This is a genomic window from Peribacillus sp. NPDC097295 (genome assembly GCF_044761665.1).
Classification (GTDB): Bacteria; Bacillota; Bacilli; order Bacillales; family DSM-1321; genus Peribacillus.
Map to the genome: position 1 here is coordinate 42,911 of NZ_JBIWCW010000005.1, position 16,081 is coordinate 58,991.

Here is a 16,081-nt window from a genome sequence, read left to right on the forward strand (position 1 = left end):
TGCAGACAGTAACAATACCCATGATTTAAATAGACATTAAACATATGAACAACTGGTCCAGCTCCATTTACCCTTAAAAACAGAAACTATATTGGAAACAGATTAAACCAAATAAGCAGCGACCCTTAAAAAGGATCGCTGCTCGATTTATGGCTTATCTAAGGGTATTTCGGTTTCTTCATCGATATCCAACATGTCCAATAAGAAGATAAAGATTGGTATGCCGATGATCAATCCCCATATTCCAAGGAAGTGCTCGGAAAACAGGAGGACGATAAAGGTGAAAAAAGTAGGCAGGTTCGTTTTTGCCGACATGAATTTCGGATTTAAAATATAGCTTTCAAGCGCATGAATCACGACGACCATGATCAACACAGCAATGACCTTTGGCAAGCCACCGATACTATAGGCAACCATGCTTAGAGGAATCAGGGAAATGATGACTCCAGCAACCGGAATTAAGCCAAGGAAGAAAATCATGATTCCCAAACCGATCAATTGTGGGAAACCAAGGATCCATAAGAAAGCTACCGACAAGATTGCATTCGTGATGGCAATTAGGAATTGAACTTCAATGACTTTTCCGAATGAGTTAATGAACTTCACGCCAAAATGACCAATATTTATAAAGAAGGATTTAAACTTACCCCGTTTAAATTTAGAAGTAAAATGAATGATTTTATCTTTTTCCAACAAGAAAAACAAGCTAAGCAGTATAGAAATGAAGATTTGAAAGGCCAGTTTACCAAAATCAGATATGTAAAGATAGAGCGTATTCATCTGCTTTTGAAGATCGATTGGTGATTCAAGCTCATTCAATAAACTGATGCCATATTGGATGACCCGGCTATCGGGTGGATGTTGAAAGAAGAAGACAATCTGTGTAACTAATTCAGTAAACTGAAGTGTAATAACAGGCAAATATTTGTAAAGGACGATAGCTAAACAAGCAATGACGACTACATATATGAAGCTTATGACTACTTTGGAATTGATGGGCATCACTTTTTTCAGGTGAATCATGAGGAACTGCTCAAGCCTTCCCATCAAGAAAGTAAAAACAAATGTGAATAAAACGATATTGACCATACTTCCGATGCTTACGAGAAATAAAAACAGCACAAGTAAAGTAATGAATCTTGAAAATCCTTCGCTCTGTAAATACTCTTTTACCACTTACCTATCTCCTATCTACCATTTAGCCGTAATCTAACTTTATATTTATTATTTTACACGGAATTAAGGAAATCTACTACAATTAGCTTCCAAAAAATATTAATTAGCAAGGACTTACCCTGAAACACTAAAAAACACCTGCTTTTTTAAGCAGATGCTTCTTCGTCAAAGGCGTGTTTCTCTTCCTTGTCATAAAAGGTTCAATCTTCATCCTTAATATCTTTATCTTCCGGAATGGGCTCATTCGCCAATTCTTCCACTAGCATTTTATATTTCTCAAGCTGCTCGAAGTGTGTTTTGAACTGATCCTTGTAGACCAATATTACCCCTTCACCGTCATCCACAACTCGTATTTTCCCTTGTAATATTAAATTTTCCACATATGGGATGGATACTGATAAATAATCAGCCGTTTCCTCTACTGTCAAATACACTGATATCGTCACTCCTACTTATATCTTTATAGAGTTATTATAGCAGTAGTTTCTTCTTTCTGCTTTTCCGTCGCTGCCCGATTATTCGTTGTCTTTGAATGGAAAGGACCTTTCCCGGATTGAGAAAGGCCCTCATTTTATTTCACGGTCACGTTGACCGTCTTGCTATTCCCGGCTTTATCGGTTGATACAACCGATAACTTTGTCTTTTTCTTTTGCTTTTTCATGCTCACTTTATACTTGCCGTTTTTATCGGCTGTTGTTTTTCCAAGAACCTTGGATCCCGCTTTCACCTGTACTTTTGCTTTTGCCTCGGTTTTTCCAGAAACCGATTTACTTGAACTCGTTACTTTGCCGACTGTAAGTGTCTTAGGTGCCGTCACGTCTTTTACCGTCGTTTTGACTGGAGTGGATTGAATTTTTTTACCTCCATCTGACCATGTAGACCAAACAGATACTTTCGTTCCAGCTTTTTGTTTAGCGATTTTGACGGAATATTTACCGCTCGATGTTATCTTCGTGCCCTTTTTGTTGATGATCGTATTGTTTACCTTAACGAAAACCGTCGTACCTTTTTCCGCTTCCCCGGTTACCTTCGTATCCTTATCGCCGACTTTTTTAATGGTCGGTCCTGTCATGGTCGCCGCTACTGCATATTCTTCCTGGCTTTTCAAAGTACCCGTGTCTTTCGCTTTGATATAATACGTTCCGGGATAAACGGAGTATATTTTTGCATCCATATTTTCTATACGATCGGAACTCTCCATATTTACTGCTTTATTTTTCGAATTATACAAAGAAAAATTCAGTGGACTATTAAACTCAGTTAAGCCGAAAACAACTAAGAAACCATAATGCTTCACTTTAATTTTATAATAATCCACATCTTTGGCTTTATTGAAAATACCGAGACCAAATTGCTCCATACCTATTGAATTTGATTTTTTAGTCGTATTATTCGGTTCTTTTTCAATGACATATTCATTTGCCATCCGTTTGTATGATTGTTTATGTACACTCTCAAAAGAATTTTTAAGTCCTGATCCCTTTTCCACTGAACCCGTTGCAGCTCCAACAGCGCCTAAATTAACCGTAATTAGTCCGAATACCATTGCCAGAATCAAGATAAATGACTTTTTCATAATTCTCTCCTTTTTTATTAAAAGATTTTTCCCATTTCACCTTTCCCCGAATAAATAAATATAAGAAGTTTACCTCACCTCTTTACCCGCACTTATAAAGAAAATAAACCCTCTTTTACCAAAATATACTAATTATTATCTTTTTCGTAAAGGTACTAAAGAATGATATATCCTCCTTATTACCTGGTATGTCGGTTCAATGGAAAATATAAGTTGGTAACCTCTTATAAATCCATGTGATTACGTGTAAAATAATGGTAATGTAGTAGTTCTATAGAGTAGGAGGAGTGAACAAAATGACCTTCATTTATGTCATGCTTGCAGCCATTCTCACTATCCTTGTGGTTATCCTGGTAAAACGGAGAAGTGAACCCGTTCGGATGGAACGGTATCAGCAGGAGTTTCGCGGAAAGTATGAAGAGACACTTAACGTCCAGCAGACGGAAATCGTCTCGGAAGTATTAATCGAAAAGCTTAATCAGGCTATGGATACCGAGTATATGGAAAGGGTCAATACAGATTTCCGGATGCAACATCCTCGTTATTCACAGAATCAAGTCAACGAGCTATGGCGAGAATTAAAACGGTATTTCATCATGACTGCCGTGTTCGGGAAAATTGAAATGTTTCATGCCACCATCGATGAACTTTGGCATATCATGCTGCATGATAAAGCGAAATATGATGCGTTTTGCCATAACTTCCTCGGCCAAATGATCCAACACCACCCTCACTCGATGCCTGCCTTTAAGCCTGTAGAACGTACCCAGTTCGATTTTTACTATGTACAGCTGTTTACGGTTGATTCCGCCTCGATTCAAAAATGGGGGAAGTTCTTCAAACATGATAAGGCGACTGCCTTACTCCATGATTTTAAAACACTCGAAATAGATCAATTGAAGAAGAAATACATGCGGAAGCCGACGAGTACGGAGGCGGAAAAGACCTTCGAAATGTTCACGGCCTTCATGAAAGAAGAACATACAAGATTGATTGTCGATTGGGAGAAACGGTACCATCAGACGGACTATGCTGCTCCTGCTTACTTCATCTATGCAAGTTCCGATAATCACGATGTAGACTTCAAGTATTTATTCGGTGATGATTTCACCAAATCGCACAATGATACACATCATCCTAATGGCCATGGCAGCGATCATGGCAGTTACGATAGTGGATCCGATTCCTCCAGTTGCTCTTCTTGCAGCTCATGCTCATCCTGATTCAAAGTCCTTCGGGGCTTTTTTTTCGTTGCGACCAGTCATGAAAAAAAACTAATAGGTTGCCCTATTAGTTCAGTTTGTTCGACAAAAGGGCATCGCCCTTTTTTAAAAAATTCCCTTAGATTAATCATCCAACCTATACTCTTTTGCCCGCGAAACACTTCGAATATATAGATTTTACTTGATGATAACGCAAAGTTGATTGGAACGGAAGGTACGAGACTCCTGCGGGAAATGCACTTCAGCGAAGCCGAGGAGGCTCCCCGACCGCCCGCGGAAAGCGAGTTCCTGAAGTGGAAATCTACTTCTAATTGTCAAACACATTTTTCATCGAGTATGTCTACAGTCTAAAACTAATAGGTTGCCCCATCAGTTCCAACGGTTGAACCAATTTTTGATTCGTTGTTTATTCTTTTCGAGCACTTCCTTCGATGTTCGATTGTCTTTTTGTTTTTTCCATTCAAAGAAAGAGGCGATGGTGATGAGTAGCCCTCCGCCGATGATTAAGTATAACCACCATGGCATTTGTCCCCACATCGAATTCGTATTCATATAGATGTTGAACAAAATGGTTACCGTCCCTGCCAAGAAATACGATTTGTATTTCATCGTGAATCCAAGGAGTATGGCCGCTAAAGAAATCGTTCCGATAATGAGCGCATCGTTTAGGGTGTTACTTGCCATTGCGTCGCCTATCAAGACGATGAATAGGGCAAAGACAATACCCATCTCGATATACTGTGTGACCTTCCCTTTATTAAAGACTTTCCGTAACAAAATGGTACTGATGATAAAGAGTGGCAGTATCTCTGCCTCTACCTCCAGGACATCCGGAATCGAAAGTTTATCGATGATGACCCAATATGGATACAGACTGAGCGCAATGGAAGCTGCCCCATACAATTTCCTTTCCTGCAAACCATACGTCATGCCCCGCAACAGGATGAAATAAACCGGAATTAAAACAGAACCGAAACATTCTAGAATAATAGATTGTTGTTCACTTTGATGTATATCTAAATTCATCGCTAAAAGGAACAGGAAACCGTATATCCGGTAAAAATCTATTCGTGTGATCATGACGCCTTTTTCCACGATTCCACTGAAGTATTTTCTGCTTACCCATACTAGTACGGCCGTACATCCGACAAGGACCAAGGTTCCAATGAAACGGTCTAACGAGCTTGCATAGGCTGTGATGATCAAGTACGGATACAATCCAAGAATCCCCGTCAGCAATGCGTAGATTTCCCTCTCCTTCACAGAAATCGTAAAGCTTCTCATCAAGATGAAATAGCCAATCAATAAGCAAGACACGAGAACCCTAAGCAGCCAATACGTCGCCTCATTCGTAAATACTTCCACATTCATGGCCAGCAAAAATAACAACCCATAAATTCGGTAGACATCCACCTTGATTCCCGCTTCGACCTTCATTAGCAATCCCTTATACTGGTACCTGCTTAAAAGGACCATCACTAGCACACATGCGAAAAGAACTAATTCACCCGTTAAAAGTGAAACCGTATGAATGTAATCCACGATGCTCTGGAACGGATACAGACTGAGGATCATTGCAAGAGCAGAATAGATCTTCCTTTCTTTCCGATTACTTGTAAGGCTTCGAATCAGGATGAAATACCCTGGGATCAATAGCGCTACAAGGACTTGTAAAAGTGGATAAGATGGTCCGCTCGCCTGCACTTCCCCATTCATGGCCAATAAGAACAATACCCCATAAATCCGGAATGCATCGATTGCCGTCCCCGTTTCATCCTTCTTAAACAACCCTTTGAAATAGTGCCTACTCAGTAACAGCATCACGACCATACCGAAGAAAAGAACAATCAAACCTGTCAGGAGCGGAAGCGAGTGGACATAGTCCCATATGTTGAAAAATGGATACAAACCGATGACCGCCGCTATACCTGAATAGAGGCCCCTTTCCAATCTGCCTATCGTAAAGTTTCTCATCAAGAAAAAGTAAACCGGAAGCAATACTGATATGAAGATGTTCAATATCTCAAATTCTGATCCACCCCAAAAGACTTTCCAGTTCATATCAAGTAAAAATACCAATCCGAATATCCTGTAAAAATCAATCTCATGCCCTTTTCCCACTTGCTTGACCAAGCTAGTAAAATAGCGTTTACTCATCAACGCCATGACAACAACGCAGGCAAACAAGACGAGCATTTCTGGAATCATCGATAAAGTGTCCGCATACAACCCATACAAGATGAAAAACATACCGAGTGGCACAACCACAAAGTTTTGCCAGTTCCTCTTCATGAGCAGGTACCAAGCAAAGAGTAGCTGTACTGTCACCAATCCGACCCAAATGATTTCCCGATTGAGTGGGAAACCATATAAAGATATTTCCAAAATCGAAACAGCAGCCGTGATATGAAGAAATGAAATCAGATAAAACTCGATGATATCTTTCCATCGTTTTTGTGAGGCCACCCATAAAACCGTAATGACTCCCGCCGTGATCATCAAACAAATCGAATAAACGAATGTTGTTTGCTCGATATTCGTAAAGAACATACGGACTTGAAGGAACAGAACGGTAAATCCAAGGTACGTAAAGACGAACCTTTCCCATTTCACATGGGTACGCAGTGCACTCAAGTAGATGAGTGATTGTGTGATATACAGGAATGGTGAACGATCAGTACTCATGATGAAGATAAATCCTAGCGGTATGGCAATTAGGTTAGCCAAGTGGCTCGAATAAAGGAAATACCGCCTTCCATTTTGTGAATACCTCCCAATCACTTCTCCAATAAGGAAAAAGATGAATGGGCCAAATAACATAAAAGCAATCCGATATGATGTCTCGCTAAAATTGAAAACTTCATACAGTGACCCATATAATGCAGCACTCGTTATCATGACCGGAAGCCAATAGAGAGATCTACGGTGTAAATAGACGGACCATCCATTTATAGCTGTCGCAACCGCCAATAAACCCGTGACTTCCAAAGGACTCGACATACCATATCCCACCAAAAGGAATGACAAGAAGGACAGGATCTGGCCACTATAGAAAAAGACGGGAAAGAACATGCCGAATGACTTCTTCAAAGCGTACCCCGCTCCTATAGAGATCAAGGCGACCATCATTACATGCATACTGATCGTTACATTAAGATGAAACCAATCGCTTCTTTCCATTAAGTACGGATAAAAGGCAACAAGCCCCAAAGAGAAAGCAATCGGAAAGCCATATACACTAGCTTCCTTAATCGGCTGCGCATCGTCTTTAAGATAGGTAAGGAAGAAAAGGACGGATAAAACCACAAGACCGGTGCCTACTTCTAGCCAGGCCATCTCACTAAATTTACTCGTCAATATTCCCGCCAGAATAAAGGAAGAAATAAGCAAGACACTCTGCTTAAACAAACTGTACCTTGCGTGTCGATTATATACATACAGACCAAGATACAAGATGACCTGAAGGATGAACATCACATTCAGAACAGTAGAAAAAGAGAGTGAAAAGGCAAGACAAAGATAAAAACACGCCAAATTAAAGACAGCATAGGCCGGATATGTGAAGTACTGGTTTTTCGTATGAAGGGCAACGTAAACAAGTTGGGCACTTAAGATCATCAGAGCGAAAAAAATCTGGGCGTAGTTTTCCTGAAACGCCATCGCATTTATATATAGGAAAACGATCCCGCATTCGATCAAGCTTGTTACCTTAAAATTCTTGGCTAGTCCAGCCTCCTTCTTTTTGTCCATATACGCGGAAAGCGCCATGAAGATCAGCGGGATACTCGCATAAGCAATGACCGTAAAGTCGCTTAATACAGAGTTAAAGACAAAATGGATATATCCATAAGTGAAGATGAAATTAAACGCAAGCTCATGATATTTCTTATGGAATTTCACCGCCAGTATCAAAAACAAGGTAGAGATGATCATCAGTGTAATCGAATAAACCAAGTTACTTGAAAATAACGTGAACACGACAAAACTTTCCACGAAGATCTTAAACTGGATGAATCGAAAAACATATGGCTTGAACAGGGCCAAGACTTCGCGATTCTTTAGTTGCTCGACGTTCCACACCAATAATAAATTGAATGTGCTGACCGCCAATAACATCCACTCGATTGTCGGAGTCAAATAGGCAAACCCGAAATAACAGGTGATCGCAAACGTAAGTATGGAAATGAATATGAATATTTTCGACTTAAAGTACGCCGCAATTCTGTAATAGATCCCTAAGCAAAGGACACCGCCTAGAAAGCCAAGCAGGCCTCTTCCCCCACCATCCAGCGATAAATACTCTCCGAAAATCTGATAATAGGAAGCTGATAAAATCGTAATTGGAATAAATAAACTAGCCAATGTCAGAAAAGCAAAAGAAGTTTGTTCGATTTTCAGCTTGGACGCGATATAGGCCATGCCTGTGAATACGACAGACACCATCCCGATGAAGATAACCTTCCATACCGCATTCAAGTTCCCCCATGAACTGGTTGCCAGAATCAACCCACCAAACAGGAGCAGTATGACCCCGGTAAGGAGAACGACGGAAATATTCCTTTCCCGTATTTGCTCCGGCGTCTTTTTCGGTTTTTCCGGTCGAACCACCTTTTCTTTGGGAAGCGTCCGTGGTTTTGTCATTGGTGCGCTTGCCCTAACTAGTTCTAATCTACCTGGGGCAATAGGTTCCTTTATAGGGCTCTCACCTTTGTTTCCTACAGCCGGTTCCTGGGCTTTCGAAAGGTTTTTCATACCCATTTGTTCGGTAAGATCCTCTTTTATGATAGGTGTTTGTGGGAATGGTTTCTCTTCCTTTCCCTCCCCTTTGACGATAGGTTGAACGGGTGTTTCCTTATTCTCAAGCTCCTGACTTTTTAAAGACGATTCTCTTTCAAGTTCAGCTTGCTTTCTTGCATGATTCCGACGTTTTTCCTGATACCGTTCAAGTTGAACATGCCGGTCATATGTCCTGCTGATCCGGAGATATTCCGATTTAGGAATGAGCCGCTTTTCCCATAAAGCTTCAAGCTCTTCTTGGAAAATCTGCTGTCTTCTTTCTACACCCATTTCCTCATTTGAAGAATCGACCATCCAGAAACCCCTTCCTTCGCAATAGCTTATTTCCTATATTATGTATTCATCACTTCCGATAATAACAAAATTTACCTTATTATAGAATAGCAAAAGTGGAAAACTATGGTATAATTAAATAGTCTGAAAAGTTAATATACTTTAGACACTATTTGTTAAAGGAGGCGTTCATTATGATAAACATAAGAAATTTTATCATTTTTACTTGTAAGGGGATTACGACTAATTAACAAAGTTTTTTAGCGTTTCCCCGAATTAGGAAAGGGGAAAATTATGAATACAGAGAATGTGAAAATTGTAGAATTAAATGCAAAAAACTGGTATGACTGCTGTGAATTAGAGGTATCAACAGAACAAAAAGAATATATAGAGCCGAATGCAATATCAATAGCACAATCTAAGTTTGAGCATACATTAAAACCATATGTTATATATTTTGAAGAAAAAGTAGTTGGCTTTTTAATGTACAATTCTATTCCTGAGGAACTTGATGGCTATTGGGTATATAGGATAATGGTAGACAAGGAATACCAAGGCAAGGGCATTGGTAAAGAGGCAACGAGGTTAATGATGAAAGAGATGGCTAAATTGCCGAATGCAAAAAAAATAGTGGTAGGTTATCACCCAGAGAATTTAGGAGCCCATTCCTTATACTCAAGCCTCGGGTTTATGGACCAAGGCGATCGGTTCGGGAAGGAAATGGCAGTCATTAAACATATAAACGATTGATAAGCTAGCGACTTTCTGGTCCTCTTTTATCTATAAAACCTTCAACTAACCGGTGCTATAGAACAAGTAAAATGAGCTTGGGATACATTTCCCAGCTCATTTTTTTGTGCGTAATTATATCACCTTTACCATAGCCTTCCCTTTTGTAACTAAAAAGAGGCAAACCGGATATTTCCCCTACTCCTCGCTCATGATTTTTTTTACCGGCATGCTACTTTTTCCTTTTCGAAGTTTATATAGACAGTGAACCCAAAATAAACTTTTGATGAGCCAAAAAGGAGCCGATGACTGATGATTTATGAAGAAACGTATCGCTATTTATTACGCCATGTGAACTCGACTGAATTCGACACATGCTTATATTCCGTTTTGCATATGGATTGGGATGGCGTAATTCAGAGCCCGATTCACCAGATGGCCAAAGGAATTGGAACGACTGAAAAGTACCTAAGGAAAATCATCAAGAAATTTACATCATCACCGAAGGACGGCGTTCGTCGAATCCTCATTCCAGCTGAACAGGAAATGGGGAAGTATCAATTTAACTTGGGACCAACAGGTAGCTTCACCAATAGAAAAGATCGCTATTGCAAGAAATACCGTTTCTTCTATACCGATGCCTTTCGCAATCTCCCCATGGCTGCCAAGAGACTAGTGCTCATGGCCGCTTTCAAGATGTCTGTGAATAAATACGAAGACATCTTTCTGAATTATGAGGATATCATTCAGTTGGGAGGCACCCTCGCAAAAAGAAACCAGATTCTTGAAACGATGAACATCATTAACCAAGCATTGGGTGACATCATGACTTTTACCGTGGCCTCCTCCACTTTCACCCGCAAGGAGATTCTTTTCGTTTCCTTCCAAACAGGGACGCTACAGGATTACCTGGAGAACCGCACAGAAAGATTGATGCTGAGAAAGACCCTCTATGAAGCGGGATTTCCTAATCATATAGAAGATAAAGTCTGTGTCGAGCTCGAGCGGGTCGGAAAGTACATCTTCCGTTCCTTCCAACAGGCAACAAAGGCTCCCATCAAAGACGATCTCTTGAAATTGGCTCGCTTCATATATCGCTCTTCCCTACAAAAATTGGGCAGTGCCTTGAACAGCAACAAACATTTATTAGCTGAGCCGAAAGAGGCTTCCGCTTATTTCAGTACGATTGTTTATAATGAAGTCCTCAAACAAATGGCGACATATGCCCACCAAGCTGCCTGCATAAAAGGCCTGATAGAGCGTGAGCATTTCCATCGTGAAATTTCTGGGAAATCTTTGGAGCGACATGTGGATTACAGTGAGGTGCAAGAGCATATCGAACCCATCCGAGCGAAGCATGCCCTCGCAATGGACATCCATAAAACGCTGAATAAATGGTGCGAAGACTGGGTGATTTCCCGGGTGAAATCCGTAACCGGAACGAATGAGAATGAATTGGCCAAAAAACGTGTTTTAACAGATGGTCAAACTATATCCGATTATCTCGGCTACTTGAAAAAACATACATATGAACAACTAGAGCAACATATGGCGGTATATCAGCATGTCCTTCATGGCGACCACGTCTTGAACGTGTTACGCCAGAAAAAAGAAGCCATGCACTCTTATTTCGCAATCCAAAAAGACCGTATAAAAAAATAAAGGCAAAAAACATAGATAGGCGAACACTGGCTTTCGGGCGAGTGTTTTTTGTCATGCAGTCACCCCACACACGCTCCATCCCGCAAATGCAGTCCTTCTTCAGAGGCTATAAACCTTCCTCTAATTATCTTTTCCCATGATGTAAAAAGCCTTTATCCATCTGTGGATAACCCACTACCTGCTGTAAATATCCCATACCTGTCTGTGAATAAAAAAAGGTGTCTCTTCATTTTCCCGTCGGATAACGGGAAAACCAGTCATACCAACAGTTCTGTCAAAAAAGTTATGCAAGGGTCTAAAGAAAGGGTCTCAATCACTTTTCTTAATAAAGATCTGAAAATCGTTATGAATAAGGGGATGAATCGGGAACCCACTCCCAGTGCAGGATGCAAGCTTTCGCGACATGATATACAACTTAGGGACACCGTCTGGTTCAGGACATTCATCCAAATGTCTTCATCACTCTCCACCATTTCCAACCCTTAGATGGGTAGCAAGTAGCAATAATCAGATAAATTAGATATTTTAGCATATTCCAACCCTAGGAGGTGTGAACGATTTCTATTTTTATTCTAAAAATCGGACAAAATTCCTTCTGTTTTGGGTACTAGTAGGAAGAAGTAGATTCACCAATTCTATTTTTGAAGGGAGCTGACAGATAGAGTAGCCAATTAGAAAAAAAGGATACCAGTGAATCGAAATAACAACAAGATATAAAAAAACCTTACCATGGTTCACGATTTGCTAATCCTATAACAACTGCCCTTATCATGTTGCTAACACGAAAGACATCCAACTGATCAGATGAAATGGACTCAAGCTTCTCTCATGAACAGGTATATCCATCCCCAAGGATACAACAACCAGTTCAACTAGCACATCATGACGCTTTTCAGTTGGATCATTTACAGAAACAAGCGCCCCCCACCTAGCAGGAATGCTGCCAGATGGAGGACGCTTGTTTTATCGCGTATTTTACATCATTTCGTTTATTTAGTCACTTCGATTTTCCCGTTATCCGTTTCCAGATCAATCAGGTTCTCTCCCTTACCGATTACGGTATTCCCCTCATATTTATCGAGTATATTGATATCCCCATTATCCACGGATACTTTAAAGGTCGTATTGGTCGGTTCCTTATCGGTTTTAATCGTAATCTTTCCATTGTCACTTTCTAACTGAATGTTCCGATCTAAGTCCTTTGTAACAAGCGATATTTTCCCATTATTTGAAGAGCCCTTGAGGTTCCCTTCCACATCATTAAAATCCAACCTGCCATTTGCACTTTTTGCGTCAACGTTTTCTGCTACAATCTTATTTAGCTCCATACGTCCATTATCCGTCTTCAATTTCAGATCCTTTATGTTCAGTTCAGACATTTTCAATTTTCCATTATCATTATCGACGACAAAGGAATCATATGATTTTTGCGGGATATATACGTATAGATGAGCAGATTGAAAATTAAAGCCGATACTGAACGTATGGGGTTCCTTTACTGTAATGGTAAGCTTCTTCCCTTCCACTTCGGCAGTAAAATCCAACTTAGAAACATCCATTCCTTTTGTGACAAGCTCAACTTTTGTCTCTGTATCTGATGTCGGAAGAACTTCTACCGTTGCATTGTCCGAGCGTATCTCGACATCTTTCACATTATCTGTATTCACTGTTTTCTCTGTTTTAATTTCTTCCTGATTGGTTTGAGAAAAAGTAAAGAAACTGCCAATGCCACCAACTATTAAAAGAAGCAATGCAAGTATTGATAATTTTTTACCCATGCTTTAAACCACCCTTCACAAGAGAAACATTAAATTTCATGTAACGAACAAACCCTTTAAATAAAGCCTTTGTCGCGACATACATCCCCATCGCAATGAATATTCCAATCCCACAAAGACCAATTGAAGCGAACAAATCAAATAGTCTAAATTCCCCTATAAATAGGTTAATAAGGATACCGAATGGTGCAAGGATGAAAGCAACAGACATCACCCAGCCGGAGAATACAAGTCCCAGCAATGCAATGAGAGGGCCAAGGACAATCACAAGATTAAAGAATCCCAGCCCGATCACCGCCCAGACTGCCCGAATGATGTTTCCGGCAGATGTCGTTTGTTCGACCTGTTGAAGATGATAGGATGCCAGTAGCTCCTTGGCAATTTGTCTTGGATTTCCAAGGGATGCTGATATCTCTTGCTCCGATTTACCTTTGTCTATCCCAATGGCAAAATACTCTTCATAATCCTGCAGGATATCCTGTCGTTCCTCTAATGAAAGCCTTTTTAAAGAAGCTTCCAACTGCTTTAGAAATTGTTCTTTATTCATTGACCTACACCTTCCTCGATTAATTGATTGACTCCATCAGAAAATTCATTCCACTCTGTCAGCAATTCGTGAAGGTATTCCCGGCCTTTGTCGGTCAGCTTGTAATATTTACGCGGCGGACCTTCTGTTGATTCTTGCAAGTATGTCGTAAAATACTCTTCCTTCGTCAATCTTCGTAATAGGGGATAAACCGACCCTTCCGATATTTCGATTTGATCCGAAATCTTCTGGACCAGCTCATAGCCATATCGGTCTTGCTTATCGAGCAACACGAGCACACAAAGTTCCAATACGCCCTTCTTAAATTGTACATTCAATGCACCATCACTCCTTTCTGCAATAACTCGCCCCGGTACTATTTATTAAACAGTACTCAACAGCGAACAATACATCTTATTCAATAATTTACCATATGCTACTGTTTATTGCAAGGTACTAAAATAAAAATTTTTAACAACCATTGAAAGGTCCAGATAGATACCTGGACCTTTCTACGCCTCATATATTGTTCTTATTCTATTTTGATTCTGCTTTGTAGCTTACCTTTTTCTTGTCACTTTCCAACATTCCTGAACTTATTTTCGTTACATAGATGTTGCCCTTTTTCTTACCAAGTTGTTTTACATTTACTGTAATAGAAGTTTTCGTTACTTTCTTTGAAGTGGCCAATAATGATCCCCTCGCACTATAAACCTTTATATAATCCCCTTTCTTTAAAGAGGTAACCTTTACTTCATCTTGTCTTTTAGCATGATTCAACACTTTTACTTGGGAAGCTTTTAACTTTGTAGTAACGCTCATTTTTGTAAAGACTGCATTCGCGAGCGTAACATTATGTGTCCCTTTTGCTCCGCTCTCTTGTTTAACCAGGATCTTCACATTTTTCGTTTTACTTGGAAATCGAACAGTAACATTTGCGATTCCCTTACTTTTCGATAATGCTTTAGAGTAAAGGAGCTTATTATCACCATAAATATAAATACTGGATTTCCCGTAATTGCCTAAAATATATTTAGAATCCAATGATATTTTCGCCTTGAAGGCATTAAAGCCCATATCTTGAATATCGTAGACCGCGTATCCTTCACCACCGCCTGATGTAGATAAAGCAATCCCTGATGTTACTATATTTCCATTCACATCTTGGAAAGAACTACTGCTAAACGTATCTTTATAAAAATAATAACTAGAATCAATGGCACCTACTGTATTCACAGATACAGTTTTATTAACTTTCTTAATCGGATCCGTCGTCTTTTTAACGATTGGATCTATAAAAACGACACCTTGTTCCCCTCTTGCCCCTTGAATCTGCTGTGTAACTAACTTAATATTTTTCGTATCTTTAGGAATATTTACTTTTACAGTCTGAACAGCCGTTTTAGCCGTAAGTTGTTTTTCGTATATAAGGATATCATCAGCATATATACCGACAGCTGTCTTTCCGAAATCACCTACAGTCCATTTTGAGTCCAATGTAATTTTTGTTTCTAATATGTTAAACCCCAATTGGTCAATATTAAATGAGGCATATCCTCTACCTCCACCTCGATTATATAGACCTATTCCATAAGGGATTATATTGCCTTTTATATCTTGATAGGCTTGAGTGCTACTCCAGTTTCCAGAAGAAAAATAATAAGAATCTTCCTGACTACCAATAGTTATTAAAGAAGTAGTACTCTTAGAAGCTTTCAAAAAGTCACCACTTGTTGACAATTTCCCATTGGCTATAACAAGCCTCTGTTCTCCTTTAGCTCCTTGAATCTGTTTACCTACAAATTGTAGCTCTTTTGTATTTTCCGGCAGCTTAAGGTTTATAGGCAAAACCTTATCTTTAGGCATCTGTTTTTCATATAACAGAATATCATCAGCATATATTCCAATCGCCATTTTCCCGAAGTCGCCTGTAAGCCATTTAGAATCTAGAGTCAATGTTGCTTGAAAACTTTTATATCCCATGCCATCAATATTATATGTAGCATGCGATGCTGCGCCGCCATTATTATATAGCCCTATTCCATTCCCCACTATATTTCCAAAAGCATCTGCAAAATTTGAAGTGAATCCCCATTTGTTTTTTTCAAAGTAATAACTAGTGTTTGAAGGGTCTAAATCTGTTAGAAGTATTTCTGAATTTGCCATTACTGATTTTGAAAAGCCAACTGATCCTAAGAAAACACTAAAAATTAACAGTATGAATACCTTGTTCTTTAAAAAATTCCCCATTTTCAAATCATCCTTTGTAGTTTATATGATTAATTATGAATTCACTTACTGCCTCCAATTATCTTTTCGTAATTCTTTTTACCCCCATTCC

The 16,081-nt window shown here is 39.5% G+C and carries 11 protein-coding genes; 3 read left to right on the forward strand and 8 right to left on the reverse strand.

Translation table 11 applies throughout. The features are described from left to right. Positions 1–147: 147 nt before the first annotated feature. From ACIQXN_RS10980 to ACIQXN_RS10990, 3 genes are all read right to left on the reverse strand, one after another. Positions 148–1,176: an AI-2E family transporter gene (locus tag ACIQXN_RS10980; RefSeq protein WP_402966207.1), complete on the reverse strand. Its 1,029-nt coding sequence runs from the start codon at positions 1,174–1,176 to the stop codon at positions 148–150. A gap of 200 nt (positions 1,177–1,376) precedes the next feature. Next, entirely contained in the window at positions 1,377–1,610 is a 234-nt protein-coding gene (locus ACIQXN_RS10985; RefSeq protein WP_402966209.1) for an excisionase family DNA-binding protein, read from the reverse strand. A gap of 137 nt (positions 1,611–1,747) precedes the next feature. After that, entirely contained in the window at positions 1,748–2,752 is a 1,005-nt protein-coding gene (locus ACIQXN_RS10990; protein WP_402966211.1) for an Ig-like domain-containing protein, read from the reverse strand. 296 nt (positions 2,753–3,048) lie between these two features. On the opposite strand from ACIQXN_RS10990, the gene ACIQXN_RS10995 reads away from it, so the two are divergent. Further along, positions 3,049–3,975, forward strand: coding sequence for a glycine-rich domain-containing protein (locus ACIQXN_RS10995; protein ID WP_402966213.1), 927 nt, complete (start codon positions 3,049–3,051; stop codon positions 3,973–3,975). Positions 3,976–4,344: 369 nt separating this feature from the next. On the opposite strand, the gene ACIQXN_RS11000 is transcribed toward ACIQXN_RS10995, so the two are convergent. Continuing rightward, positions 4,345–9,066 (reverse strand): hypothetical protein, encoded by a 4,722-nt coding sequence (locus ACIQXN_RS11000; protein ID WP_402966215.1) that lies wholly within the window; start codon positions 9,064–9,066, stop codon positions 4,345–4,347. A 273-nt stretch (positions 9,067–9,339) separates the two neighbouring features. Here ACIQXN_RS11000 and ACIQXN_RS11005 point away from each other — a divergent pair, with 273 nt between their 5' ends. Next, the gene (locus ACIQXN_RS11005; protein WP_402966217.1) at positions 9,340–9,795 is read left to right on the forward strand and encodes a GNAT family N-acetyltransferase; all 456 of its coding nucleotides are present in this window, start codon (positions 9,340–9,342) and stop codon (positions 9,793–9,795) included. 291 nt (positions 9,796–10,086) lie between these two features. Then, on the forward strand, positions 10,087–11,436 hold the full coding sequence (locus ACIQXN_RS11010) for a hypothetical protein (RefSeq protein WP_402966219.1): 1,350 nt from the start codon (positions 10,087–10,089) through the stop codon (positions 11,434–11,436). Between the two features lie 989 nt (positions 11,437–12,425). On the opposite strand, the gene ACIQXN_RS11015 is transcribed toward ACIQXN_RS11010, so the two are convergent. The 4 genes from ACIQXN_RS11015 to ACIQXN_RS11030 all read right to left on the reverse strand — a co-directional run bounded on the left by ACIQXN_RS11015 (position 12,426) and on the right by ACIQXN_RS11030 (position 15,990). Next, on the reverse strand, positions 12,426–13,214 hold the full coding sequence (locus ACIQXN_RS11015; RefSeq protein ID WP_402966221.1) for a DUF4097 family beta strand repeat-containing protein: 789 nt from the start codon (positions 13,212–13,214) through the stop codon (positions 12,426–12,428). Continuing rightward, on the reverse strand, positions 13,207–13,761 hold the full coding sequence (locus ACIQXN_RS11020; protein ID WP_402966223.1) for a DUF1700 domain-containing protein: 555 nt from the start codon (positions 13,759–13,761) through the stop codon (positions 13,207–13,209). Before ACIQXN_RS11020 ends, ACIQXN_RS11015 begins: the two co-directional genes overlap by 8 nt. Continuing rightward, the gene (locus tag ACIQXN_RS11025; RefSeq protein WP_402966225.1) at positions 13,758–14,078 is read right to left on the reverse strand and encodes a PadR family transcriptional regulator; all 321 of its coding nucleotides are present in this window, start codon (positions 14,076–14,078) and stop codon (positions 13,758–13,760) included. The genes ACIQXN_RS11020 and ACIQXN_RS11025 overlap by 4 nt, the downstream gene beginning before the upstream one ends. 199 nt (positions 14,079–14,277) lie before the next feature. Continuing rightward, positions 14,278–15,990, reverse strand: a complete 1,713-nt coding sequence (locus tag ACIQXN_RS11030) for an NPCBM/NEW2 domain-containing protein (RefSeq protein WP_402966227.1) — start codon at positions 15,988–15,990, stop codon at positions 14,278–14,280. Positions 15,991–16,081 lie beyond the last annotated feature (91 nt).